This window comes from Gilvimarinus sp. 2_MG-2023 (genome assembly GCF_030547685.1).
Lineage (GTDB): Bacteria > Pseudomonadota > Gammaproteobacteria > Pseudomonadales > Cellvibrionaceae > Gilvimarinus.
The window spans coordinates 471721-495265 of sequence record NZ_JAUOQM010000048.1 but is presented as its reverse complement, the minus strand read 5'-3'; the positions used below and the strand labels follow the sequence as shown (position 1 = coordinate 495265).

The following is a 23545-nucleotide window of genomic DNA, read 5'->3' as shown; positions in this document are numbered from 1 at the left end:
TCTCTCAGATTACTTGATCAGGCCCCGTCCACACGCTGGGGGGCGGGGCCTGATAGTCGGGTTTATTGTTCAGACCATACCGTACAGTCTAAACACTGGGCGTAAACACGGTTGGGCTCAAGCTGCAGGGCTGCGCCGATTGAGGTGGCGGAGTCCAGTTGCGCTAAACTTGATAGCGCCCGCTCGGCGCTCTCGGGTAGTGGAATACTCACACTTGATAGCTGTTGCATAAATTGCTCGAAGGGCGTGAGCGGTTGTTCAATGGTTTTTACCTCCCACTGCTCTAGCTTGGCATAGGCCGCTGCCGCTTCAAGGGTATCGGTTAAGGTGCCCAACTTATCCACCAATCCTATTTCTAGTGCTTTGGCACCACTCCAAACCCGCCCCTGACCAATTTGATCCACCTGCTCTGCACTGAGGCCGCGCGCCTCGGCAACGGTATTTATAAACCGGCGGTATATTCCATCGACACTACTTTGCATAATAAAAGCAGTTTGCTTATCCATAGGCAGGGCGGGGTTCATGGCTCCGGCCAGTGACGTGCTGCCGATACCATCGGTGTGGATGCCGAGCTTATCCAGCGATTGATCGAGGGTGGGAATCACACTGAATACTCCGATTGAGCCTGTGATGGTGCTGGGGAGCGCCCAAATTTCATCGGCACTGGTGGCCATCCAATACCCGCCCGAGGCGGCAACGCCCCCCATGCTGATTAAAACGGGAATGCCGGAATCGCGCACCGCTTGAATTTCTGCTCGAATAACTTCGGAGGCAAATGCGCTGCCACCGGGACTGTCGATACGAATCACTAAGGCTTTTATGTCGCCATTATCACGGGCTTGACGTAATAAATTGATAAAGGAATCGCTGCCTACAGTACCCGGTGGCTGCTCACCGTCGTAGATAGTACCACTGGCATTGATGACCCCAACATAGGACTTACCAGGCAAAGGTAAAGAATGTTGATGATCTAAATAGCGGTACCAGTTAACGGCTTTAAAACTGTCGGCTTGCCGGTCGTAACCGAATTGATCGATCAGTTCGGCACGAAGGTGCTGGCGGCTGTGCACGTGATCCACTAAGCCTGCTGTCAGTGCCATTTGGGCGGGGTCACCTGCGGCCACTTCGAGACGCTGTTGGATATGTTCAATTAAGTTATCAATAGCGCCAACGGGCAATGAACGTTGTGTTTCCACCCGACTGGTGTACAGGTTCCATAGTTGATTGATCCATTGACGGTTATGCTGACGCGAGGCATCGGACATGTCATTGCGCATAAATGGCTCGACCGCATCTTTAAATTTTCCGGCACGGAAAATATGAAAGTTAATGCCGAGCTTGTCGATGGCTTCTTTAAAATAACTGCGGTAGCTGCCATAGCCCATTAACATTACATGGCCCATATCGTGTAAATAAATGGTGTTGGCATGGCTGGCTAAATAATATTGAGCCTGATTGTAATGATCGCTATAGGCGATGATCTCTTTGCCGCTGTCTTTAAAGCTCTGCAGGGCTTGGCCAACCTCATACAATTTGCTGATGCCGCTGCTGGCGAGGTAGTTAAGATCTAATACTAAATGGGTGATACGCTCGTCCGTGCGGGCATTGGTAATGGCTTGTACCAGATCACTGACCAAAGTTTCCGATTCATAAGGATCGCTCCCGTTTAGCGCAGCCAGTGGCGCGACGGGCTGCCGCTCATCGACTAAAAATCCTGAGGGGGCGATATAAAGCGCAAAATTGTCGGGCAATATATCCGCTTCGCGCTGGCTGATGGCGACAATAATGGCCACTATAATAGCGAGAAATATCAAGTTGGCCAGGGCGCGGCGCAAGCAGGTTAGTCCCCGCCAAATGAAGGAAAAGAACCGAGCAACGGGGTTGCGTGAAGAATGTGTATCACTCACAGAATGAGTCCTTTCTTAGCGGGTTAAAGGGGGGCGGCGTTCGGATTTTGTCGAGCTGCCAATAAACTGTGTTGGCGCCAGCGGCTGCCCATCATGGCGGCGCAAAACACTACCACGGTAACCAAAACTCCGAGGTAATCGAGCACGCTGGCCGTGGGCGACATAGCATTGACGACAAACCCCATAAAATAAAACAACACCACAAAGCATAGCCAGCTGTAAGTGCGATAGTGGCCTCTAAAACAGCCGGGAATAAACAGCGCGAGTGGCAGAGTTTGAATGCTCCATCGCACCCAACTGCCATTTGCCTCGGTTAAGTTAACCCAGGTGAAAAGAGCACTCAAAAGGCACAGCGAGCACAGACAAACCAAACGCGCTATGTGGTATTTGCGGGTTAAAGGGGCAATATCGTGAGCTTCGTACTGGGGGATTTTCATCGCTGAGCCCCCAGTGCCAAAGCCAGCTTTGCTAAGCGCGCGCCCTGAGCATGACACAGCGTTCGCTCGGAGTCGCTCAGCTCGGTGCTCGCATCACTCCAGTGGCTGGCGCCGTAGGGTGTGCCGCCGTGGCGAGTGTTGTTTAACTCAGCTTCGCTGTAGGGAATACCACTGATTAGCATGCCGTGATGCAGTAACGGCAGCATCATGCTGGTCAGAGTGGTTTCCTGGCCACCGTGCAAACTGCCGGTGGAGGTAAATACACCGGCGGGTTTATCAATCAGGTCACCGTTGAGCCACAAATCGCTGGTGCCGTCGAGAAAATATTTAAGCGGAGCGGCCATATTACCGAAGCGGGTGGGGCTGCCCAGTGCCAGAGCGCTACAGTGCCTAAGCTCGTCTTTGCTGCAATACACGGCGCCGTCAGTTGGCACCTGGGGCAGACTTGCCTCGGTGTCAGGGGAGACGCTTGGCACGGTGCGCAGCTTGGCCTCAATGCCAGAAACCGACTCAACTCCGCGCGCTATCGCTTGGGCCAGCTCGGCGGTGGCACCGTGGCGCGAGTAATACAGTACAAGAACGTAGGGTGTCACAATAACTCCAGCACGTTTTCTGGTGGGCGGCCAATGACGGCCTTGTTGCCGACAATCGCAATAGGGCGCTCAATCAGCTTTGGGTTTTGCTGCATCGCTTGAATAATGTGTTGGTCACTGAGTGCCGGATCGGCCAAATTTAGCTCTTTGTAGGCCGCCTCTCCCTTGCGTAGAAGTTCGCGCGGAGTAATCCCCAATTTTTTAATAACCTCGGCCAGCTCCGACACACTGGGGGTTTCGTCTAGGTACTTGATGATTTGGGGGCTAACGCTGCGCTCTTCTAGTAGGCTCAGTGCCTGCCGAGACTTGGAGCAGCGAGGGTTGTGATAAAGTTGCATAGAGAAATTCCAGCTCAAGCTAAGAGTGTAAAAGCCGATTATATCGGTAAGCGGGCGCTTAACGTAACCGGCTAAAAGTCTTATTGCTCCCTTGAGTCTTGCGCACAGTGTTAAAAACCGTATATTGTCTTGTTATTGGACAGTATCTCTTCGCTATACTGCGAAGGGCATCTTTAATAATACGCAGTCGCCCTCAAGATAAATTTAAATGGACTCAAAAGCCTCAATGAGTACACCGCTGTTAATTTGTGATGACTCGAAAATGGCCCGCAAGCAGGTTGCGCGCTCACTGCCCCCTGAGTGGGAGGTAGACATTACCTTCGCCACTAATGGTCTTGAGGCGGTGGAGGCTATACGTGCCGGTCAAGGTGAAATGGTCTTTTTAGATCTCACCATGCCTGAAATGGACGGTTATCAAGTACTTGAGACCGTTCAACAGGAAAATCTAAAAAGCGTGATCATCGTGATTTCGGGTGATATTCAACCCGACGCACTAGAGCGGGTGACCGGCTTAGGCGCCCTCGATTTTATTCAAAAACCCATTAACGCCGATAAGTTGCAAGATACACTGCGCCGTTTTGGGCTTATCTAGAAGTATCTTTTCACATGCAGTTTTCTGAATTTGGTCAGCGCTTGACCGCCGGCTCCGGTATTGTCTCGCTGATGGACGATCTTGGCACAGCTTTGCGTGAAAACCCCGATATGCTATTTCTCGGCGGTGGTAATCCGGCTCGGATTGAGGCGGTAGAGTCCTTGTTGAGTGATGCGGCCCGTCATGTGCTGGACCAGCCTGAGCGAGCCCACGAGATGTTTGGCGTTTATCAGTCGCCCGCGGGTGATCTTGTTTTTCGCAAGAGCCTGGCCGAGCACTTAAATCAGCAGTTCGAGTGGGGGGTAGGTGCTGCCAATATTGCATTAGCCAACGGCAGTCAGAGCGCTTTCTTTACCCTGTTCAACCTCTTGGCCGGACGCCACAGCGACGGCTCTAACCGGCAAATACAATTACCTCTGGTGCCTGAGTATTTGGGCTACAGCGAGCTGGGGCTTACGCCGGACTTTTTTCATGCCAACCGGCCCAGCATAGAGCGCTTAAGTGAGCACGAATTTAAATACCATCTCGATCTCGACAGTCTGACGGTCGAGCCCAATAGCGCAGCATTGTGTGTTTCGCGGCCCACTAACCCCACGGGCAATATGATTGGCGATACCGAGATGGCTGCGCTGGATAGGCTCGCTCAAAGCGCCGCAGTGCCTTTAATAATCGATGGTGCATACGGGCTGCCATTTCCCGGTATTGTTTTTACCGAGGCCAGCTGTCGCTGGAATGACAATACGATTTTGGTCTTAAGCCTCTCTAAGCTAGGGTTTCCCGGCGCTCGAACCTCTATTGTGATTGCCGCCGAGCCATTGATTGAAGCCTTCGCCAAAGCCAATACGGTCATTAGTTTGGCCGCAGGCAATATCGGCCCGGCGGTGGCCCACGAGCTCCTTAAGCGCGAACAGCTGCTCGCCATGGGGCGTCAGAGTATTGCCCCTTTTTACCAGCAGCGCTGCCATCAGGCCGTGCAGGTGCTCCAGCGGGCACTGGCTCATTTACCTTACCGTCTGCACAAACCGGAAGGGGCAATCTTTCTCTGGTTGTGGTTTGAGGGCTTGCCAATCACCTCGCAGGCGCTCTATGAGCGCTTAAAAGCGAAAGGGGTGTTAGTGATCGCCGGCGAGCATTTTTTTCCGGGATTGACCGAGCCCTGGCGCCACCGTTACGAGTGTATAAGGTTAAGCTACGCACAGCCAGCGGATGTTATTGAGCGAGCGGCACAGATTATCGCTCAGGAGGTTACTCAGGTTTACGAGCAGGACGGCTGAGCCGATACCAGGGACGGGTGCTTTGGCATAAGTGCTGGAAGTGTTCGCGTTTGCGCGCTTGACTATCGTAAAAATAATACTCGTCGGTGGGGGCGCGGTTTACCCAGCGGTTTGCATTTTTGATGAGCTCAACATGCAGGCTGGGAACCCCAAGCTTGCGATCACTGTTGTGATTCTGGTTCCAGTCAATAAGCACTTTATGGCAGGCGTGAACCGCTGCTTGTTGTTCATCGGTCGCTTCAATTCGTCGGCAGGTAAGAAAGCCGGTAATAGCACTCTCGGTATGGTTTTCAAAAAAAATTTCACTACCACAGACAATCACGTCGAATAGCTTGGGCATAGTTGTCGAGAAACCTTGGTTGTCAAACTGCATGGATGGCGGTCTATCCGGCTGTAGTAAAATCCCTTGAGCGCGCCAGACCTAGTGCTGCGAAAGCTTCCAGGTTGAGTTCGTAAGGGGGGCTTTCCACAGCCAGTGCCCATAAATTTAGCGACCACACGGGTCGGTGATACTTGGGCGGGCGGCATCATAGCTGAAAGTCTAGTCGGAACCTAGGGCTATAGCTAAGTCATTGGCGCCTGTATTTCTGCAAATTAAGACATGGTCGTGGTTAAATGGTATTCCACTAGGGGTATATCGAGCCCAATTTAATCTTCTGTTGGCGTACAACTATGAGGCATAGTGGTATTTATGGCTTATCTTCCTTTGGCAAAATTGCACGAACTTTACGATGGTTATCGCCAATCGCTGCGCATTAAGGGCGTAGATTTACTGCTGCTGCAAGAGGATGGGCGGCTTTTACTGCTGCTGAATCAGTGTCCACACCAGCAGGCGCGCCTCGATCAAGCGACGATCCATGGTTCTTGGCTGCGCTGCCCGGCCCACGGCATGGAATTCTCGCTCGATACCGGCCGTGCCGCCAACCCGGCTACCTGCCAGGGGGCCCTACAGGCATTTCCTCTAGTTTATGAAGGTAACTCAGTGGGAGTAGAGGTGGATTAGCCACCGCCCTAAGCGTACCTTGCGCCAGTGTGGTGCCCGCTCATGGGTTTATTTTGCCTATCGCCCCCATAAGCGTGTTTACGCGGTTTCTCGAAGCTTGTCACTGAGGTATAATTGCGCCCTTTTTGGCGGCCAGGTCTCCTGGAGCGCTGTTTGTTGGTAGGTTTATTTGCGGAGTAACAGACTATGCCTATCTATGAATACCGTTGTGAAAGTTGTGGCCACGAGCTCGAAGCACTGCAAAAACTCAGTGATGCGCCACTAACCGACTGCCCAGCTTGTCAGCAGTCGAGTTTAATCAAAAAGATTTCAGCGGCCGGTTTTCGCCTAAAAGGTGGTGGCTGGTACGAAACGGACTTTAAGTCAGGCAAAAAGAAAAATATTGCGGGCGATGCCGCCAAACCGGCTGCCGGCAAAAGTGAATCGAAACCGGCAGCGCCGGCCAGTTAAATCGGGGACACCCCCTAAGCGAATAGACGGGAATACAATTATGCGCAGTCAATACTGTGGCGCTCTGAATGCCTCTTTTATCGATCAAGAAGTCACCCTGTGCGGCTGGGTTGATCGCCGCCGCGACCACGGCGGTGTCATTTTTATCGACCTACGCGATCGCGACGGCATTGTACAGGTAGTGTTTGATCCGGACGCCAAAGAAAACTTCGCCCTGGCCGATAAGGTTCGCGGTGAATATGTCTTGCAGGTGACCGGTAAAGTACGCGCTCGCGATGCCGCCACGGTAAACGCCAATATGGCGACCGGTGAAGTTGAAGTCTACGGCACTGGGCTGGAAATTCTTAATGAGGCTGAAACCACGCCGTTCCCGTTGTCGGAACACTCCAGTGTGGGCGAGGATGTGCGCTTAAAGTTCCGCTACTTAGATTTGCGTCGTGCCGAGATGCAAAAAAGTTTGCAGTTCCGCTCCAAGGTGACTATTGCCATTCGCAACTACCTGGACGAAAACGGCTTTCTGGATATAGAAACCCCCATTTTGACCCGTGCCACCCCAGAAGGTGCGCGTGATTACCTGGTGCCTTCGCGCACCCACGAGAACAAATTTTTCGCACTGCCTCAGTCACCCCAACTGTTTAAGCAATTGCTGATGGTGTCGGGGTTTGACCGCTACTACCAAATTGCTAAGTGTTTTCGCGATGAAGATTTGCGCGCGGACCGCCAGCCTGAGTTCACCCAAATCGATATCGAAACCTCTTTTATGGATGAAGAGGGCATCATGTCGATCACTGAAGGCATGATCAAAACCTTATTTAACGATATGCTCAGCGTTGATTTGGGTGAGTTCCCGCGTATGGATTACGCTACCGCTATTGCCAAATACGGCTCCGATAAGCCGGATATGCGTATCCCGCTGGAGTTGGTTGATATCAAAGATCTGATGACCGAGGTTGAGTTTAAAGTCTTTTCCGGCCCTGCCAAAGACCCTAAAGGTCGTGTTACTGCACTGAAAGTGCCTGGCGGTAACGAAGCCTTAACCCGTAAGCAAATCGATGACTACACCAAATTTGTCGGTATCTACGGCGCCAAAGGTCTGGCTTACATCAAGGTCAATGACGCCAGCGATATGGAAAATGGCTTGCAGTCACCCATTGTGAAATTCCTGCCCAACGATGTGCGCAAAGCTATTTTGGATCGTGTTGAAGCGGTTAACGGTGATCTGATTTTCTTCGGTGCCGACAAAGCCAATGTCGTCACTGAAGCATTGGGTGCACTGCGTTGTAAGCTGGGTGAAGACCTTAATCTCTACACCTGCGAGTGGGCGCCGCTGTGGGTAGTGGACTTCCCCATGTTTGAGGAAAACGATGACGGTTCCATGCAGGCGCTGCACCATCCGTTCACCGCACCATCGTGCTCACCCGACGCTCTAAAAGACAGTCCCGCCGAAGCGCTGTCACGCGCTTACGACATGGTGCTTAACGGTACTGAATTGGGCGGTGGCTCGGTTCGTATTCACGACCAATCCATGCAGCAGGCAGTATTTGAAATTCTTGGTATTAGCAGTGATGAGCAGCGCGAAAAGTTCGGCTTCTTACTCGACGCCTTGAAGTACGGTGCGCCACCACACGGCGGCCTGGCCTTTGGTTTGGATCGTTTGATTATGTTGATGACGGGTACCAGCTCCATTCGCGATGTCATCGCTTTCCCTAAAACTCAGAGTGCGGCCTGTGTTATGACCGATGCACCGGGTGCGGTTGATGCCACCCAGTTGCGCGAACTGCACATTCGTTTACGTCAGAAAGAAAAGCAAGAAAAAGCGGCCGAGTAATTACCGCACGACCCAAAAAGCCGGGCTTATGCCCGGCTTTTTTTTAAGTAACATAATTGCTCTGTATCGCCAAACGCAGCTAAGAGATCCATCGTAAACAACGCAAAACAGCTCAGGCTGTTTTCAGTGCTCCGGTGGGTTTCGGCCCGCCGATGGAGTAGAGCACCGTATTGCCGTATTATAAGGGTTCGCACTCCTGCCGCCGATGACAAGGGTAGGGCAGTTAGATTCATTTAAGGCCGTATTCTTATGACGCTAGTAATGGGCATAGACCCAGGCTCTCGCAAAACCGGGTTTGGTATCGTCAATACGGTAGGCTCGCGCACAGAATATGTCACCAGCGGTGTGATTCGCATACCGGATATCGCCTTTCCTGAGCGTTTAAAACTGATTTTTGACAGTGTTACCGAATTGATTGAGCAATATATCCCGCAAGAGTTTGCTATTGAGCAAGTGTTTATGGCTAAAAGCGCCGGCTCGGCTCTTAAATTGGGGCAAGCGCGCGGCGCGGCGATTGTGGCTGCGGTTAATCAGAATTTACCGGTTAGCGAATACGAGGCGCGCAAAGTCAAACAGGCAATCACCGGCACTGGTGCGGCGGATAAATCACAGGTGCAGCATATGGTGAAAACATTACTGAAGTTGCCTGGTACGCCTCAAGAGGACGCCGCCGATGCACTGGCCATCGCTCTGTGCCATGTAAACTCCCAACAACATTTGTTAAAAACCGCGCGCGCGCGCAGCTTTCGCCGTGGCCGTATGGTATAAAGGGCTTTTAACGATTGGGTGAACGCGCGACATTATGATTGGACGATTACACGGCACATTGCTCGAAAAGCAGGCTCCATTTTTGCTCTTGGATGTGGGCGGTGTGGGCTATGAAGTGCAGGCTCCAATGACCACATTTTACGCCTTGCCCGAACTCAATCAGCCCGCCACCTTGTTTACCCATCTGGCCGTCAGTGAAACTGCCCAACAGCTGTTTGGTTTTGCCCAGCGCAGCGAGCGCGACCTGTTTAGAACCTTAATTAAAGTAAATGGCGTAGGGCCCAAGATGGCAGTGGCTATTTTATCGGGTTTGGATGCGATGCAAATTGCTCACTGTGTGCATGAAGACAACGTCGGCGCGCTGGTCAAAGTGCCGGGCGTGGGGAAAAAAACCGCTGAGCGTTTAGTGATTGAACTGCGCGATAAACTGCCCGCGCCAGCCGGAGGTGATTTGCTTAATCCCGAGCCTCGGGCTCGCCTGACGACCAATGCTGACAGCGAAGCCGAAAGCGCCTTGGTGGCATTAGGCTATAAACCCACCGAGGCGAGTCGCATGGTAAACGCGGCCAAAAAAGCTCAACCCGCAGCTAGTGCGCAAGAACTGATTCGCTTATCGTTAAAAAAGGTGGCAGGCTAGTACGCCATGATTGAAATCGACCGACTTATCGCCCCCGATGCGATTCCACAGGAAGAACAAATAGACCGCGCCATTCGCCCTAAATCTCTGGCCGAATACGTGGGGCAGCCTGTCGTTCGTGAGCAAATGGAAATATTTATTCAGGCGGCTCATCAGCGCGGGGAATCGCTTGATCACACCTTAGTGTTTGGCCCCCCCGGATTGGGTAAAACCACGCTGGCCAATATTATTGCTCAAGAAATGGGCGTAGCCCTCAAAAGCACCTCTGGTCCCGTACTGGAAAAAGCCGGGGATTTGGCGGCACTTATGACCAATCTAGAGCCTGGTGATGTGCTTTTTATCGACGAAATCCATCGCTTAAGCCCCGTGGTTGAGGAAATTTTGTATCCGGCGATGGAAGATTTTCAGCTGGATATTGTCATTGGTGAGGGGCCAGCAGCGCGCTCAATTAAACTGGATTTACCGCCTTTCACTCTGGTGGGTGCCACTACCCGTGCGGGACTTCTGACCTCACCACTGCGCGATCGCTTTGGTATTGTACAGCGTCTGGAATTTTACAATATCGCTGATCTGACTCACATTGTCGGCCGTTCGGCGGGTTTGCTCGGGGTGGAGATGGATCAGGCCGGTGCGGCCGAAGTGGCCAAGCGCTCGCGTGGTACCCCGCGTATTGCCAACCGATTACTGCGCCGGGTGCGCGACTACGCTCAAATTAAGGCCGACGGACGTGTCAGTTGTGATGTGGCCGACAAAGCGCTCAATATGCTTAATGTAGATGTGCGCGGATTTGATCATATGGACCGCCGCCTGTTGGCCGCTTTAATGGACAACTTTGCCGGCGGCCCGGTCGGGGTGGATTCTCTCGCTGCCGCTATTGGCGAAGAGCGGGGCACTATTGAAGATGTGATTGAACCCTACCTGATTCAGCAGGGGTTTATCAGCCGCACGCCGCGCGGGCGCACTTTAACCGCCTTGGCTTACCAGCATTTTGGCGTGCCCACACCGGATCGATTTAAGGACCCTTCGTGACCTCGGACATCTTCTCCATTCCTGTGCGTGTTTATATTGAAGATACCGACGCCGGTGGTATCGTCTATTACGTTAACTACCTCAAGTTTATGGAGCGCTCGCGCACTGAATTTTTGCGCCAATACGGTTATGATAAGCCCGCCATATTGGATGATGGCAAGCTGTTAGTTGTGCATCGCGCCGAGGTGGATTACAAACGCTCGGCCCGGCTTGATGACTTGCTAAGTGTCACCACCGAAATTGAAAAGCTGGCGCGCACCAATGTAGTGTTCCGCCAACGTATACTCAAAGGGAACGAATTGATGTGCGCAGGTCTAATACGCATTGCCTGTATTGCACCAGAAACCATGAAACCTTGTGCCATGCCTGCCGCCATGCGTGAGCAGTTGGCTACCAATACAATCACTGACAAAAGTTGAGTCGCTATGCCGAACGAACACTCTTTATCTATTTGGGGGTTAATCGCCAACGCCAGTTTGCTGGTGCAACTGGTCATGGCAATTTTGTTTTTAGCCTCGGTCGTCTCTTGGGTGATGATCATTCAACGGGGGATGTACCAAAGTCGGGCTCGCGCTAAATTTCTCGCTTTCGAGAAAAAGTTTTGGTCGGGGATTGACCTGAACCAGCTCTACCGACAAAGCAATGGCAATAACGCTGTCGACGGGGTGGAGAATATATTCCGGGCCGGTTTTAAAGAGTTTATGCGCTTGCGCTCGCAAAGCAGCGCCGACTCCGACGCGGTCATGGAAGGTTGTCAGCGCGCTATGCGTGTGGCGTTAGCCCGCGAAGAAGAAAAGCTCGAAACCAACTTGCCGTTTTTAGCCAGTGTCGCTTCGGTTAGCCCGTACATCGGTTTGTTCGGTACCGTGTGGGGCATTATGAATTCATTCCGCGGTTTGGCCAATGTGCATCAGGCCACCTTGGCAACGGTGGCGCCCGGTATTTCCGAGGCGCTAGTGGCAACTGCCATGGGTCTTTTCGCCGCGATTCCCGCAGTGCTGGCCTACAACCGTTTCTCGGCCCGCGCCGAGTCGATGGAAAATCACTACCAGACATTTGCCGAGGAATTCTCCTCGATATTGCACCGCCAGGTGCACAGCAAACAAGTCTCGTCGTGAACCTCGAACAACCGTTAAGTAGGGTAGTCTAATGGCCGCATTCGGACCCAAAGTAAAAAAGAAACCCATGGCGGAAATCAACGTGGTGCCTTACATCGACGTGATGTTGGTACTGTTGGTGGTGTTTATGGTCACCGCGCCTATGTTAATGCAAGGGGTGAAAGTTGATCTGCCGCAGGCACCGTCGGCACCGATGGACGACAAAGACGATGAGCCCTTAATTGTGTCGGTGGATAAAGACGGCAACTATTACGTAGAGCTTGGTGGCGATCCTAAAGTAGGTAAGCCGCTGGAGCAAATTACCGCAATGGTGTCTAAAGTCTTGGGCGAAAAGCCTGACACGCCAGTGCTGGTGTGGGGTGATACGGCCGTGAATTATGGTGTGGTTATCAAGCTGATGACGGAGCTGCAAAATGCTGGTGCCCCTTCGGTGGGCATGGTCACTGAGCCGCCACAATAAATGTTAGATGCCCTATGAATAATCAGAGCCAGTTTGTCATTGCTGCCATTGTCAGTGTGTTTTTACATGCGCTGCTGTTGGCTGGTATTACTCTGGGCTGGGAAAGTACCTCTGATCCAACGCCACGGGTATTTAAGCCTCGTTATGTTGAGGCCAAACTGGTAGAGCTTAAGGCGCAAGATACTAAAGCACCTGCACAAAAAAAGAACAATGTGATTGACCTAACCAAAAAGCGCGAGCTTGAACAACAGCGTGCCGAGGCCGCTAAGCGAGCGAAAGAGGAGGCCGCTCGCCAGCGCCGCGTTGAACGCGAGCGCAAAGCCAAAGCTGAGGCCAAGAAAAAACGCGACCAAGAAGCCGAGCGCAAACGTCAGCAGGCGCTAGAAGCTAAGCGCCGTGCCGAAGCAGACGCCGCTAAGGCAAAAGCTGAGCGTGAACGCCAAGAGCGTATTGCCGAGGAGCGACTAGACGACGCCATGCGCAAAGAAGAGCAGCAGCGCCAGGCGCAGTTGGCAGCCCAGCAGACGCAAAGTTACGTCAATATGATCTCGTCGCGCATCGAGCAAAACTGGAGCCGGCCACCCTCAGCGCGACGTGGCATGAAAGTCGAGCTCTTGATACAGTTAGTGCCCACCGGACAGGTGGTTAATGTTACTGTGGTGCGCAGTAGCGGTAATGCCGCTTTTGATCGCTCCGCTGAGCAGGCGGTAAGACGTATTGATCGCTTTAGCGAGTTGCGCAATATGCCACCTACATTATTTGAAGAAAATTTCCGTCAATTGAAACTGGTATTTGACCCCAAGGACTTGCGACTGTGAGAAAACTTGTATCACTTTTACTTTTTTGTTTTGTGTCGGCCGCCCAGGCCCAGCTGACCATTGAAATTACTCAGGGGGTAGACAACCCCACTCGTATTGCCGTGGTGCCTATGGGCTGGAGTGGTAGCCAGCCATTGCCGGAAGATGTCAGTCGAATTATTTCCTCTAATCTGGAGCGCAGTGGCCAATTTGACCCTGTGCCCCGTACCAGTATGCTGTCTTTTCCCAGCTCTGAGGCCGATGTGTTTTACCGCGATTGGCGGGTGATGGGCACCGAGTTTCTATTGATTGGCGATATTAAAGAGGAAGCCGGCCGCTATTATGTCACTTATCATTTATACGATATTCTCGCTCAGCGCAAAGTGGTAAGTGCTGGTAAGGTGGATGGTGGCGCCGCCCAGTTACGCGATATAGCCCACCATATCTCCGATAAAGTGTACGAGAAAATCACCGGTATTCGCGGCGCTTTTGCCACACAGGTGCTCTATGTTGAAGCCTTTCAAAATACCGGCAGCGAGGATAAATTCCGCCTGATGTTGGCCGATGCCGACGGCGCTCGGCCGAGACAATTGCTGGAGTCTGACCAGCCACTGTTGTCGCCTACCTGGTCACCTGATGGTCGCAAAGTGGCTTATGTGTCTTTTGAGACCACCCGTCCGGCTATCTTTATGCAAGATCTAGCCACTGGGCAGCGCGAGCAATTAACCAACTTTACCGGTCTAAATGGCGCTCCAAGCTTTTCTCCAGATGGCACAAAAATGGCTATGGTTCTGTCAAAAGACGGAAATCCTGAGGTATATACACTGGATTTAAACAGCCGCCGGTTTACCCGAATCACCAATCATTACGCTATTGATACCGAGCCGAGCTGGACTTCAGACGGAAAAGGGGTGGTTTTTACGTCAAATCGAGGTGGTAAACCACAAATTTATAAAGTGACACTTGCCAGCGGGCGGGTAGAACGCTTAACCTTTGACGGCGAGTACAACGCTCGCGGGCGAGTTTCGAGAGATGGCAAGACTTTGGTCATGGTGCATCAGCGCGGAGGTGTGTTTCATATCGCCGCTCAAGACCTGACCACAGGCACCTTGCGTATACTGACCGAGACAAACCTGGATGAATCGCCTACTATAGCACCTAACGGGGCTATGTTGCTGTACGCGACACGATTTGGGGGAAAAGGTATACTGGCTGCGGTCTCGCTCGACGCAGGCACGAAGTATCGTTTGCCATCCAAGCAGGGTGATGTAAGGGAGCCTGCTTGGTCACCGTTTTTTTAAACGTTTAGTAAGCCAAAAAATCAACAACTTGATCGGAGTCAAACATGATTACTAAAGCAATGAAACAGGGTCTGACTTTAGCCTTTGTAATGGCGTTCTTAGTGGGCTGTTCTAGCACAGACACTAAAGATTCAGACGCTGCTGGTGCAGATGCTAACGGTGGTGTAACAACCGGTACTTCTGGTAGTGGTTCGCTGGGCTCGGCTGATGGCTCTGAAGAGTCTATGGAAGCCTTAGAAACTGTTATTTATTTCGACTTTGATCAGGCGGTACTGCTGCCAGAATCGCGTTCACTGCTGCTGGCGCACGCTGAGAAGCTGCGCGGTACTGATACTGCTGTACGTTTAGAAGGTCACGCTGATGAGCGCGGCTCGCGCGAGTACAACATGGCCCTGGGTGAGCGTCGTGCCAATGCGGTTCGTGACTTTATGGTTCTGCAAGGTGTAAGCCGCGGTAACCTGGAAGTGATCAGCTACGGTGAAGAGCGTCCTCTTTCTATGGGTAGCGGTGAGTCTGCATGGGGCAAAAACCGTCGTGTAGAAATCGACTACTAAGAGTCGCGGTATGAAAAATACCCTGTTGTTGGCGGCCGCAATCGCGGCCGCTGTCAGTACAGCGGCTGTGGCGCAGGTGCAAGTGATTGACTCTTCGCCGCAGTCTGTATCGTCTCCCGTTCGAGGTGCACCGGTATCATCGGGGCAAGCGACTGAGCAATCCGAACAGTTATTTTTCCAACTACAAACCCTGCAGCAAGAGGTTATGAACCTGCGCGGTATGGTGGAGGAGCAATCGTTTGAGATTAAACGGCTCAAGCAACAACGGTTGGATGATTATTTGAATTTGGATCAGCGCATCAGTGCGTTAACCACAGGTGGTTCAACCGGTGGTGCATCTGCAGTGACTGCTAATCCAATGACAAACACATCGGGTGAATCTACACAAGCAAACGGCCAGTCTGAGCTCGGGAAAGCACCGCTCAGCATGCCCGTGACGGCGCCTTCGGCGCTCTCACAGACCCCTACAGTCTCTGATGCCAACGAAGCGGATGTCTATGGCGCGGCTTACGATTTACTTAAGCAGCGGCAAATAGACGCTTCTATTGAGGCTTTTAAAGGTCACTTGCAAGCGTATCCACGCGGTGAATACGCCAGTAATAGCTATTATTGGCTGGGTGAAATCTACCTGTTAAAGAATAACCTGCCCGAGGCGCAGCGTTGGTTTGGCGATTTACTGGCTGAATTTCCCGATAGTCGTAAAGTGTCTGACGCACAGTTTAAGCTTGGTAAGGTCTACCACTTGCAGGGCGATAGCGCCCGCGCAGAAGAACTTTTAAATATTGTCGCAGCCAGCAATGCGGATGCATCGCGTCTGGCTCAGCGGTATTTGCAAGACAACTTCTGAGCATTAGCGTTTTAGATCGTTAAAAACCAGCTTTCGAGCTGGTTTTTTTATGGGCGTTCACTATGAGAGGCGAAAGTGGTGTCAGTGTGGTGGGTAGTGGCATTTTAAGCATTTACATGGTTTTACTTGGGTGTGTCGAGGCCGTGGTTAAAAGTGGGGCGAAAAAAAAGGCCCACTAAAGTGGACCTTTTGGTGAACGATATCCAATCCTTGTTCGTGTCGGCATCCTTGGCCGTTTCTCCCTATAAGTCCGCTTCCTGCGGCTTGGCATCCTGCCTAAAAATTATTTAAACCCCTGTCGCGGTGGTTTATTCGAGATTCCTACACTTGGGTGTTGGTTTGCTCGATAAGACAAATCCGTTGTCGTTCCCTATTAAATTTTATTTTCCCTGGCTAGTCCGTAGCTAACATCCTGTGAACCTTCCTGGCCCCTTGGTCATCCGTGTAACGTCCCTGTGTTAAACAGTATCGCCAAACCTCGTGACGACGAACAGTGGTGTATGACGTTACTTTTTGTGAGACATCTCCTACAAAGTGGATTTTGATGCCATCATCGAATGATTTGATAGCAGGGGACGTAATTACTGCCCGGCAACTTCATTCGCCCTTGCTGCTGGAAAGCATCCAGCAACTCATCTACAGGGCCCATTATGGAAGCGTCACCACAGATCTCAAATAAGCCGTGTTCCTCAATAGCGCGAATGCCGGCATCTTTTACATTACCGGCGACAATGCCCGAGAAGGCGCGGCGCAAGTTCGCGGCCAGCTCGTGTTTAGGGAGTTGTGGCTGCAAGGTGAGGTTGCGCATATTCTCGTGACTGGGTTCGAACGGCAGTTGAAAATTCGGTGCAATTTTTAGCTGCCAGTTAAAGTAATAAGCATCGTCGGTGTCTTTACGGAATGCCCGAACCTCGCCCATCCCCTCAACCATATGGCGTGCTACCGCAGCCGGATCGTCGATAATCATGGTGTAGCGGCTTTGCGCCTCAGCCCCTAGAGTCAGGCCAATAAAATTGTCGATTTGTTCGAAGTAGCTGCGGGCCGATTCGGGCCCGGTAAATATTAGGGGGAAGGGCAGTTGCTGGTTGTCTGGGTGCAGTAAAATGCCCAATAGGTAGAGAATCTCCTCGGCCGTACCGGCGCCACCGGGGAATACCACAATGCCGTGGCCACTGCGCACAAACGCCTCCAGGCGTTTTTCAATATCCGGCATAATCACCAATTCGTTGACGATGGGATTGGGCGCTTCGGCGGCGATAATGCCCGGTTCGGTAATGCCGATATAGCGGCCAACCCCCAGGCGCTGTTTGGCGTGGCCGATGGTGGCACCTTTCATGGGGCCTTTCATGGCGCCCGGGCCACAGCCTGTGCAAATATCCAAGCCGCGCAGGCCCATTTCATAGCCCACTTTTTTGGTGTAGTCGTACTCACCCACGCTGATCGAGTGGCCGCCCCAGCACACCACAATATTGGGGTCGACCTTGGGGCGGATGATTTTGGCATTGCGCAGCATATGAAACACCGCGTCGGTAATCGCTGCAGGGGCCTTGGTTTGCTCGCTAGACAATAACTTTTGTTCGCCGCTGGCAAATAACACATCGCGCAATACGGCAAACAAATGCTCACTGATACCGTGAATCATTTTGCCATCAACAAATGCGCTGCTGGGAGCCCCATTTACTTCCAACTTAATGCCGCGCTCTTCCTGAATGACCCGAATGGCAAAGTCGGGGTAGCGCTCCAGCAACTCTTTACCGTCATCCAGGGTGTTGCCACTATTGAGTACAGCCAGGGCACAGCTGCGAAACAGCGTGTACAGGCCGCCCTGGCTGGCGTCCAATAAACGAGAGGCCTCGGTTTTAGAGAGTATATTGAGTTGGTTTTGGGGAGAGACTATAGCGTCTATGGTGTCGTACTGCCCGTTTTCTTGGTGGGCGTGTTGATAGGGTAATTGAGTATTTGGCATCGCGTCCTCTACAGCTCAGACTGATCGTATTCTAGGGTCGGGCACCTGACGTTAACCGTGCACGGGTTTTACTTAAGTGTACTCTATTTTGTGTTGAGGCTTGGTATCAATAGAGTAGGTTGGTCTAAAATGGGGCGCGAGCGAAGCCAGAAGCGTGCTCGATAGTGGTTCGCCCAGCGCATCAATTGGCCAATAAGTCGTGAATCCGAATTGATCCGTTGAATGAAAGCGGACCGCGCAAGTAGTGTGAGGTATGTCACAAGGCCGCCTCCTTTTTTTGAAACCTATCACAGGCAAAGGTAGGATTCACCTCTTGAAACAGGAAAGTTATATAAGGTTTTTGCTGGATATTAAATAAAAACAGGGAATATGTATGAAGTTTTTTAAGGAAGAGCTGCGCCCAATCGGAATGGCGTCCATGGTAAGTGCTTCTGGGATGTGGTGCTTGTTTGCCTCTGTCGCAGGGGGTTTTAAAAGCTATTGTAAGAAGCAAGACTTGGCACTGCAGACGTCTGAGCATCAAGTTACAGTTAGTCCTGATTATCCCTACTTGGTGGATTTCTCAGAGATACGACATAAATCCTTTCTAAAATCCCACCCCCTGTTAGTTGTTCGTGAAAATCACGGCTACCTTCAATAGCCTCAGTCACTGGGTGAGCCAAACATAAACAGTGTGAGAACCACTTTCACCTATAAAACCAATGGCCACACCGTCACCAAAACAACCGGTAGTGAAACCACAGAATATATTTACAACCATGAGGAGCGGTTAATTGCCGTTAAAAAGAACGGCGCTATCGTGGGTGAATACGATTACAACCCGTTAGGCCAGCGCATCAAGAAAACTGTTAACGGCCAGACTACTTGGTACCTGTATAACGATGAAGGTCTGGCGGCTGAGTATGATGGACAGGGTAATCTTATTGCCGAGTACCAGTTTACGCCTTACAGCACCTGGATGACCGAACCGTTGTTTCAGCGTCGAAATGGGCCGGTGTATTACTATCAGAATGATTATTTGGGTACGCCGCAGCGGATGGTTAACGCCAGCGGTGAAGTGGTGTGGGAGGCGCGTTATAGCGCGTTTGGTGAGGTGGAGATTGTTACTGAAAATGTGACTAATAATTTGTGGTTTCCGGGGCAGTATTTTGATGGGAAGAGTGGGCTGCATCATAACTATTTTCGGGATTATGATTCGGGGATTGGGCGGTATTTGCAGAGGGACCCGATTGGGTTGGGTGGTAGGGTTAATGTTTTTCTTATGGGAACGGGAGTCCTATTGTTTGGGTTGATCCGAGCGGTTTGACTGCTTGGGTAACTGTAGTTGAAGTCTCTATTTATATTCATTGTGTTTTCAAAAGTCGTGCTTTAAGACATTCGGACGGGCGATCGTATCGTGACGCATGGTTTGACGAACTTATGGCGGATAAAGAAAAGAAGCAGAAAAAGAATTTAGAAAGAACAAAAGAAGAATTAAAGAAATATGAGAAATTGGTTTGTGAAGAAGATATTGAAAAATGTAAGTCTGATATTGTATCTATATGGAGAAGAGAGGAAGACGTAATATCAGATGTTTTTCTTGATGAGGTCGCTGGTGGAAATCCATATGAAAGTCCTCCTGTTTGTATTTTTATTCCAAGTGTTTCAATAAGTAAGTGGGGGAGTGGGTAATGTTTGTAATGAAAATAATTTTGTTTTTTTTGATGATTTTGGTCTCCGGCCTATCCTATTCTAAGGATTTTGATGTGTACGATGAATGTATAATGAGGCACGAAGATCTTGTTTTAGAGGTTAGGAAAGTTGGTTCTAGATTTATTAGTGATCATGACTTTTTTGAAGAAAATGTGCCTGAATATTTCAAATCATTGAGGGGCAGTGTATCGTTTTGTGAAGGTGAGACCTTTATATATTATGATGTCTGTGAAAATAAATATTTTTCCCCAAGTTTATATTTGGGTAGGGTTGATTTAATTGTTAATTTTCCTATGCGATTTATGGAGAATATTTATTTTCATTATGTAAATTTAGGCTGGATGAAGATATTTTACCGACATGATAAATATAAGAATTATTATTTGGTCTCCAATTATGACTCGGAGTTGGAGGGGGCGCTAGATGTTTTGACCTTTCTTAAAGATAAAAAAAATGCCTTCAGAGAAAGGCGGCCAAAAGAAAAAGGTGACAGGTTTATTTTCTACTAATTTTATGCGGTAGGTTTATGCTTTGTAGATAAAGTCAAGGAGTGGTTTATATGCCAAGGCGGTCGAGGGTGATTGTGCCAGGATTGCCCCATCATATCGTTGGAAAAAGGGGGCAGATTTATTTTTTCTAGTGATGTATGCAGCTGGGGCCAGTGGAGTTGGAAGTTGGGTTTAAGGAGGGGGCTATATGCCAAGGCGGGCGCGGGTGATAGTGCCGGGGTTGCCCCACCATATTGTGCAGCGGGGCCATAATCGTCAGGTGGTCTTTGTTGAGGATCGTGACTATGAGTACTATTTGGAAAACTTGGCGGAATGGAAGACTTATTTTGGTTTGCAAGTCTACAGCTATTGCTTGATGACGAACCATGTACACCTGATAGTCGGTGCCAATGACCGCCCCGGAGATATTGGCGGGTTGATGAATCGCTTGGCTGGCAGACAAACCCGATTTGTCAACAAAATGGAAGGGCGAACCGGCTCACTGTGGGAGAGTCGCTATAAAATAAGCCCAATTGAGACGGATTCATACCTGCTCCAGTGTTGCCGGTATGTGGAGTTAAACCCAGTAAAGGCGGAAATGGTAGAAAGCGCGCGCGATTACATTTGGTCGAGCTATAGAGCGAGAGTCGAGCTGACGCCTTGTCCCTGGTTGGATCCACTGCCAGTTATGCACGCACTTGGCAACAGCGGCTGAGTTGGAATAGACAATTTGCAAGGGGGAGTCTCCGGAGCTGTTGGAGGGTATATTACTGGCGCGGCAGGAGCAAACGGAGGGGCTAGTTTTGGATCTGGATTGTTTGGCGGAGCTATCCAGGAGCCTAAAGGGTTGTCAAATGCTTCGAGCAATGCAGCCTTAAATAGTACGTTGGCCTGTGAATCTTGTTAATGTTTGGGGTGGAAATGAAGTTTATTTATCGAAATGTAGGTAAAGTAAAAGCCGTCCTTATGATGCTGGCATCTCTAGTTTTTGTTTATTTAGTTATAGAGGTCTTAGATTATGTTTATGGATGTGCGAAAGACGCTCCGGAATTATTAAAATATATTATGTTTCTTATTGCAATACTGCCGTTGGTGTATTCTGCAAAAAAGATCGAGTTGGAATTTGTAACCAAAGCAAAAAATAAGACAAGCGGGAAAAGGAGTTTTAGTTGACCGCTACAATTTGGAAAAATGAAGAGGATAGGATGTCTAATGAATATTATGTGGCCGTTGACGATGGTAATCCGTATGAAAAGCCTCCTGTATGTTGTTTTGTTTCAGGTGTTCCAAAGCTAAAGAAAGCATAGTAGGTGGTTCTAGTGAAACCTTATATTGTTATATTTTTATATGTTATTCCTAATTTGTGTTTTTCTGAGTCATTTAAAGTTTACTCAGATTGCATTGATAAGCACGAAGTGTATGTTTTAGAGATTAAAGACGCAGGTCTTAAATTTATTGAGGAGGATGATTTTTTTGATGATGGGATTATTAATGATCTTCTGGTTTTAAGTGAGTATGCTTCCTTGTGTTCCGACAAAGTTTCTTCGTATTATGATGATTGCGAAGGAAATTATTTTTTTCCTGGATTTTATTTTGATAGAGTAAATAGGTCCGTGGGGTTTCCTTTTAATTATATAAAAAGTATTCATGAGTATTATTTGGGTCTGGGGGCGATGAGGGTGTTCTATAGGCATCAAAAGTATAAAGAGTTTTATTTGAATTCTGGCTATGATTTAAAAATTGATGAGTCTTTTGAGGTTTTGGAGTTTCTTAGGGGAAAAGAAAAATGCCTGAGATCCCGAAAATAAATCTTTCACCTTTAAAAAAGTGAAAGATTTATTTTTACTGATTTGATGCGGTAGGTTTATGCTTTGTAGATAAAATCAAGGAGTGGTTGTATGCCAAGGCAGGCGAGCGTTATTTTATCAGGATTGCATCATCATAGTGTTCAGCGGGGTCAGTAAGCCGTCTTGTCCGTTCATTGGTTTGCATTCTCAAGAGCATGGCAGAGGTCAAAACAGATATCTTTACAAGACAGTTGTCATCTAGTGTTTTGCTTTGCACAGTTTAGGGAGTTGACACAGATTTATGAACACTTTCTGGCTGGTTCGTAATCTAGGCGCCGCTTTGTAGGTGCGTCAACCCATCGAGAAGTGGCAACAACGACTACGGGACAGCCTGAAAGTCCCGCAGGTCTCGCTGAGCATTCAAAAGCCTGCTAGCGGTAACCGTGCACGGGTTTTACTTAAGTGTACTCTATTTTGTGTTAAGGCTTGGTATCAATAGCGCACGCTGTTCTAAAATGGGGCACACTCGTGGGCAAAACCGAAATCGTGATCAATAACGGTGCATTGATTGTTGGCGTTACGGTGTAAGATACTTGTCCGGCCCCTGTGGCCGTGGGCTGTGTGGCCCCTTGAGCCTTTGGCATGCTTCTTGTTGATGTCTGGGGCAAATGTCGGCGGATTAGCCACACTGGATTGATAAAACGCGAAAAAAGTTGGCGCGGTATGCCCCGAGCGCCCGAGTAAAAACATTAGAGTTAAGCCATTGACCTCAGTTACGTCACATCGACAAGTCGCGGAGCCTGCCGGCGCTGTGGACACCACTCGTGTCTCGCGCTCCTGGCAGGCAAGTCTCGCGCTGCGCTTTGCGCACAGGGCCGGTAAAACAGCGGTCACCCGGGCGCAGCATTATGGCCCGTTGAGAATTCAGCGCCCCTTTTACCCCGAGGGCGACTGTGCCCATGTGTATTTATTGCATCCGCCCGGTGGATTGGTGGTGGGGGATGCGCTGCATATTTCTCTCGGTGCCGAAAGTGGTGCTGCCGCTCTGGTCACCACGCCCTCCGCGGGTAAGGTCTACTCGCTCGCGGGTTTACAGCACAGTGATAGTACCACCACGCAATCGCAACACATTGATATTACTGTGGCCCAGAACGGACATTTGGAATGGTTGCCACAAGAAACCATTGTGTTTAATGGGGCTAACGCACGGCTACACACCAAGTTAACCGCCGCACTTGGGGCTACGTTTATCGCGTGGGATATAGCTTGTCTGGGGCGCCCGGCTTGTCAGGAGGTGTTTGATACCGGCAGCGTGCATCAGGATTTAGAGGTGTGGGTAGATGGCGTGCCCCGGCTAATTGAGCGCAACCATATTACCGGTGGTGATGCGTTTATGCAGCAACCCTGGGGCCTTAATGGCGCCGGCAGTCTGGGTACCTTGGTGGCTTCTGGTAGCCCCAGTCGCGATTTGGTGGATCAATTGCTTGAAGAGCTCAACCAAGCCGCCAGCGGCAGTCAACCCAATTGGGGTTTAACCCAAAAAGAAGATTTATTTATCGCGCGTTATATAGGCCCCAGTGCCTATGAATGTCGCAAAGGTTTTATTCACATTTGGCAGGCAATCCGGCCTGAGGTTTGTGGTCGCGAGGCGGTTGAGCCTCGTATTTGGCATACATAAT

At 50.3% G+C, this 23545-nt stretch carries 29 protein-coding genes; 23 read left to right on the top strand and 6 right to left on the bottom strand.

Annotation, left to right across the window (positions count from 1 at the left end; genetic code table 11):
- Positions 1–62: 62 nt before the first annotated feature.
- The 4 genes from sppA to arsC are packed head-to-tail and all read right to left on the bottom strand — an operon-like array spanning position 63 to position 3275.
- Positions 63–1907 (bottom strand): signal peptide peptidase SppA, encoded by a 1845-nt coding sequence (gene sppA, locus Q4526_RS14030; RefSeq protein WP_215977701.1) that lies wholly within the window; start codon positions 1905–1907, stop codon positions 63–65.
- A gap of 23 nt (positions 1908–1930) precedes the next feature.
- Positions 1931–2344 carry a DUF2069 domain-containing protein gene (locus tag Q4526_RS14025; RefSeq protein ID WP_215977700.1) on the bottom strand — a complete coding sequence of 138 codons (414 nt, stop codon included), beginning with the start codon at positions 2342–2344 and terminating at the stop codon, positions 1931–1933.
- Positions 2341–2940 carry an NAD(P)H:quinone oxidoreductase gene (gene wrbA / locus Q4526_RS14020; RefSeq protein ID WP_368411110.1) on the bottom strand — a complete coding sequence of 200 codons (600 nt, stop codon included), beginning with the start codon at positions 2938–2940 and terminating at the stop codon, positions 2341–2343. Before wrbA ends, Q4526_RS14025 begins: the two co-directional genes overlap by 4 nt.
- A complete protein-coding gene (gene arsC / locus Q4526_RS14015; RefSeq protein WP_215977698.1) occupies positions 2934–3275 on the bottom strand; it encodes an arsenate reductase (glutaredoxin) in 342 nt (113 codons plus the stop codon). Before arsC ends, wrbA begins: the two co-directional genes overlap by 7 nt.
- A 226-nt stretch (positions 3276–3501) precedes the next feature.
- Between arsC and Q4526_RS14010 the strand changes: the two genes are divergently transcribed.
- Together Q4526_RS14010 and Q4526_RS14005 are read left to right on the top strand one after the other, a co-directional pair.
- On the top strand, positions 3502–3867 hold the full coding sequence (locus tag Q4526_RS14010; RefSeq protein ID WP_215977787.1) for a response regulator: 366 nt from the start codon (positions 3502–3504) through the stop codon (positions 3865–3867).
- A 14-nt stretch (positions 3868–3881) separates the two neighbouring features.
- Positions 3882–5141 carry a valine--pyruvate transaminase gene (locus tag Q4526_RS14005; RefSeq protein WP_215977697.1) on the top strand — a complete coding sequence of 420 codons (1260 nt, stop codon included), beginning with the start codon at positions 3882–3884 and terminating at the stop codon, positions 5139–5141.
- Here the strand turns inward: Q4526_RS14005 and Q4526_RS14000 are convergent.
- Positions 5113–5481: a hypothetical protein gene (locus tag Q4526_RS14000; protein WP_215977696.1), complete on the bottom strand. Its 369-nt coding sequence runs from the start codon at positions 5479–5481 to the stop codon at positions 5113–5115. The two genes, Q4526_RS14005 and Q4526_RS14000, sit on opposite strands and share 29 nt — an antisense overlap.
- A 351-nt stretch (positions 5482–5832) precedes the next feature.
- Here Q4526_RS14000 and Q4526_RS13995 point away from each other — a divergent pair, with 351 nt between their 5' ends.
- The 13 genes from Q4526_RS13995 to Q4526_RS13935 all read left to right on the top strand — a co-directional run bounded on the left by Q4526_RS13995 (position 5833) and on the right by Q4526_RS13935 (position 15933).
- Positions 5833–6144 carry a Rieske (2Fe-2S) protein gene (locus Q4526_RS13995; RefSeq protein WP_215977695.1) on the top strand — a complete coding sequence of 104 codons (312 nt, stop codon included), beginning with the start codon at positions 5833–5835 and terminating at the stop codon, positions 6142–6144.
- A gap of 186 nt (positions 6145–6330) precedes the next feature.
- Complete coding sequence (locus Q4526_RS13990) at positions 6331–6594, top strand: FmdB family zinc ribbon protein (protein ID WP_215977694.1); 264 nt, start codon at positions 6331–6333, stop codon at positions 6592–6594.
- A 40-nt stretch (positions 6595–6634) separates the two neighbouring features.
- A complete protein-coding gene (aspS, locus tag Q4526_RS13985) occupies positions 6635–8422 on the top strand; it encodes an aspartate--tRNA ligase (protein ID WP_215977693.1) in 1788 nt (595 codons plus the stop codon).
- Between the two features lie 249 nt (positions 8423–8671).
- Entirely contained in the window at positions 8672–9190 is a 519-nt protein-coding gene (ruvC, locus tag Q4526_RS13980; protein WP_215977692.1) for a crossover junction endodeoxyribonuclease RuvC, read from the top strand.
- A gap of 34 nt (positions 9191–9224) precedes the next feature.
- Positions 9225–9827, top strand: coding sequence for a Holliday junction branch migration protein RuvA (ruvA, locus tag Q4526_RS13975; protein WP_215977691.1), 603 nt, complete (start codon positions 9225–9227; stop codon positions 9825–9827).
- 6 nt (positions 9828–9833) lie between these two features.
- Positions 9834–10856 (top strand): Holliday junction branch migration DNA helicase RuvB, encoded by a 1023-nt coding sequence (gene ruvB / locus Q4526_RS13970; protein ID WP_215977690.1) that lies wholly within the window; start codon positions 9834–9836, stop codon positions 10854–10856.
- Complete coding sequence (ybgC, locus tag Q4526_RS13965) at positions 10853–11275, top strand: tol-pal system-associated acyl-CoA thioesterase (RefSeq protein ID WP_215977689.1); 423 nt, start codon at positions 10853–10855, stop codon at positions 11273–11275. Before ruvB ends, ybgC begins: the two co-directional genes overlap by 4 nt.
- Positions 11276–11281: 6 nt before the next feature.
- Positions 11282–11974, top strand: coding sequence for a protein TolQ (tolQ, locus tag Q4526_RS13960; protein ID WP_215977688.1), 693 nt, complete (start codon positions 11282–11284; stop codon positions 11972–11974).
- 31 nt (positions 11975–12005) lie between these two features.
- Positions 12006–12434, top strand: coding sequence for a protein TolR (tolR, locus tag Q4526_RS13955; protein WP_215977687.1), 429 nt, complete (start codon positions 12006–12008; stop codon positions 12432–12434).
- A gap of 14 nt (positions 12435–12448) precedes the next feature.
- Positions 12449–13252 (top strand): cell envelope integrity protein TolA, encoded by an 804-nt coding sequence (gene tolA / locus Q4526_RS13950; RefSeq protein ID WP_215977686.1) that lies wholly within the window; start codon positions 12449–12451, stop codon positions 13250–13252.
- The gene (gene tolB, locus Q4526_RS13945) at positions 13249–14532 is read left to right on the top strand and encodes a Tol-Pal system beta propeller repeat protein TolB (RefSeq protein WP_215977685.1); all 1284 of its coding nucleotides are present in this window, start codon (positions 13249–13251) and stop codon (positions 14530–14532) included. The genes tolA and tolB overlap by 4 nt, the downstream gene beginning before the upstream one ends.
- Before the next feature lie 44 nt (positions 14533–14576).
- On the top strand, positions 14577–15086 hold the full coding sequence (gene pal, locus Q4526_RS13940) for a peptidoglycan-associated lipoprotein Pal (RefSeq protein ID WP_215977684.1): 510 nt from the start codon (positions 14577–14579) through the stop codon (positions 15084–15086).
- A gap of 10 nt (positions 15087–15096) precedes the next feature.
- Positions 15097–15933 (top strand): YbgF trimerization domain-containing protein, encoded by an 837-nt coding sequence (locus tag Q4526_RS13935; RefSeq protein ID WP_215977683.1) that lies wholly within the window; start codon positions 15097–15099, stop codon positions 15931–15933.
- A 550-nt stretch (positions 15934–16483) separates the two neighbouring features.
- Here Q4526_RS13935 and ppnN read toward each other — a convergent pair.
- Positions 16484–17899: a nucleotide 5'-monophosphate nucleosidase PpnN gene (gene ppnN, locus Q4526_RS13930; RefSeq protein WP_303603484.1), complete on the bottom strand. Its 1416-nt coding sequence runs from the start codon at positions 17897–17899 to the stop codon at positions 16484–16486.
- 673 nt (positions 17900–18572) lie between these two features.
- On the opposite strand from ppnN, the gene Q4526_RS13925 reads away from it, so the two are divergent.
- The 8 genes from Q4526_RS13925 to Q4526_RS13890 all read left to right on the top strand — a co-directional run bounded on the left by Q4526_RS13925 (position 18573) and on the right by Q4526_RS13890 (position 23544).
- Positions 18573–19205, top strand: a complete 633-nt coding sequence (locus Q4526_RS13925; RefSeq protein ID WP_215977682.1) for an RHS repeat-associated core domain-containing protein — start codon at positions 18573–18575, stop codon at positions 19203–19205.
- A 113-nt stretch (positions 19206–19318) separates the two neighbouring features.
- Positions 19319–19570, top strand: coding sequence for a hypothetical protein (locus Q4526_RS13920; protein ID WP_215977681.1), 252 nt, complete (start codon positions 19319–19321; stop codon positions 19568–19570).
- A complete protein-coding gene (locus tag Q4526_RS13915; RefSeq protein ID WP_215977680.1) occupies positions 19570–20100 on the top strand; it encodes a hypothetical protein in 531 nt (176 codons plus the stop codon). The genes Q4526_RS13920 and Q4526_RS13915 overlap by 1 nt, the downstream gene beginning before the upstream one ends.
- Before the next feature lie 187 nt (positions 20101–20287).
- A complete protein-coding gene (locus Q4526_RS13910) occupies positions 20288–20794 on the top strand; it encodes a transposase (RefSeq protein WP_215977679.1) in 507 nt (168 codons plus the stop codon).
- A 206-nt stretch (positions 20795–21000) separates the two neighbouring features.
- Complete coding sequence (locus Q4526_RS13905) at positions 21001–21252, top strand: hypothetical protein (protein ID WP_215977678.1); 252 nt, start codon at positions 21001–21003, stop codon at positions 21250–21252.
- Positions 21249–21386, top strand: a complete 138-nt coding sequence (locus Q4526_RS13900; RefSeq protein ID WP_215977677.1) for a hypothetical protein — start codon at positions 21249–21251, stop codon at positions 21384–21386. The genes Q4526_RS13905 and Q4526_RS13900 overlap by 4 nt, the downstream gene beginning before the upstream one ends.
- 12 nt (positions 21387–21398) lie before the next feature.
- A complete protein-coding gene (locus tag Q4526_RS13895) occupies positions 21399–21887 on the top strand; it encodes a hypothetical protein (protein ID WP_215977676.1) in 489 nt (162 codons plus the stop codon).
- A 742-nt stretch (positions 21888–22629) separates the two neighbouring features.
- Entirely contained in the window at positions 22630–23544 is a 915-nt protein-coding gene (locus tag Q4526_RS13890; protein WP_303609664.1) for an urease accessory protein UreD, read from the top strand.
- Position 23545 lies beyond the last annotated feature (1 nt).

Coding starts and splice junctions, on each gene's coding strand:
- Q4526_RS13920 (WP_215977681.1), top strand. CDS start 19,319: ATGGCGGATAAAGAAAAGAAGCAGAAAAAGAATTTAGAAAGAACAAAA.
- aspS (WP_215977693.1), top strand. CDS start 6,635: ATGCGCAGTCAATACTGTGGCGCTCTGAATGCCTCTTTTATCGATCAA.
- Q4526_RS13990 (WP_215977694.1), top strand. CDS start 6,331: ATGCCTATCTATGAATACCGTTGTGAAAGTTGTGGCCACGAGCTCGAA.
- Q4526_RS13935 (WP_215977683.1), top strand. CDS start 15,097: ATGAAAAATACCCTGTTGTTGGCGGCCGCAATCGCGGCCGCTGTCAGT.
- Q4526_RS14025 (WP_215977700.1), bottom strand. CDS start 2,344: ATGAAAATCCCCCAGTACGAAGCTCACGATATTGCCCCTTTAACCCGC.
- Q4526_RS13910 (WP_215977679.1), top strand. CDS start 20,288: ATGCCAAGGCGGGCGCGGGTGATAGTGCCGGGGTTGCCCCACCATATT.
- tolQ (WP_215977688.1), top strand. CDS start 11,282: ATGCCGAACGAACACTCTTTATCTATTTGGGGGTTAATCGCCAACGCC.
- Q4526_RS14000 (WP_215977696.1), bottom strand. CDS start 5,481: ATGCCCAAGCTATTCGACGTGATTGTCTGTGGTAGTGAAATTTTTTTT.
- Q4526_RS13915 (WP_215977680.1), top strand. CDS start 19,570: ATGTTTGTAATGAAAATAATTTTGTTTTTTTTGATGATTTTGGTCTCC.
- pal (WP_215977684.1), top strand. CDS start 14,577: ATGATTACTAAAGCAATGAAACAGGGTCTGACTTTAGCCTTTGTAATG.
- Q4526_RS14005 (WP_215977697.1), top strand. CDS start 3,882: ATGCAGTTTTCTGAATTTGGTCAGCGCTTGACCGCCGGCTCCGGTATT.
- Q4526_RS13995 (WP_215977695.1), top strand. CDS start 5,833: ATGGCTTATCTTCCTTTGGCAAAATTGCACGAACTTTACGATGGTTAT.
- ruvB (WP_215977690.1), top strand. CDS start 9,834: ATGATTGAAATCGACCGACTTATCGCCCCCGATGCGATTCCACAGGAA.
- ppnN (WP_303603484.1), bottom strand. CDS start 17,899: ATGCCAAATACTCAATTACCCTATCAACACGCCCACCAAGAAAACGGG.
- Q4526_RS13905 (WP_215977678.1), top strand. CDS start 21,001: ATGAAGTTTATTTATCGAAATGTAGGTAAAGTAAAAGCCGTCCTTATG.
- ruvC (WP_215977692.1), top strand. CDS start 8,672: ATGACGCTAGTAATGGGCATAGACCCAGGCTCTCGCAAAACCGGGTTT.
- tolA (WP_215977686.1), top strand. CDS start 12,449: ATGAATAATCAGAGCCAGTTTGTCATTGCTGCCATTGTCAGTGTGTTT.
- tolR (WP_215977687.1), top strand. CDS start 12,006: ATGGCCGCATTCGGACCCAAAGTAAAAAAGAAACCCATGGCGGAAATC.
- ruvA (WP_215977691.1), top strand. CDS start 9,225: ATGATTGGACGATTACACGGCACATTGCTCGAAAAGCAGGCTCCATTT.
- Q4526_RS14010 (WP_215977787.1), top strand. CDS start 3,502: ATGAGTACACCGCTGTTAATTTGTGATGACTCGAAAATGGCCCGCAAG.
- arsC (WP_215977698.1), bottom strand. CDS start 3,275: ATGCAACTTTATCACAACCCTCGCTGCTCCAAGTCTCGGCAGGCACTG.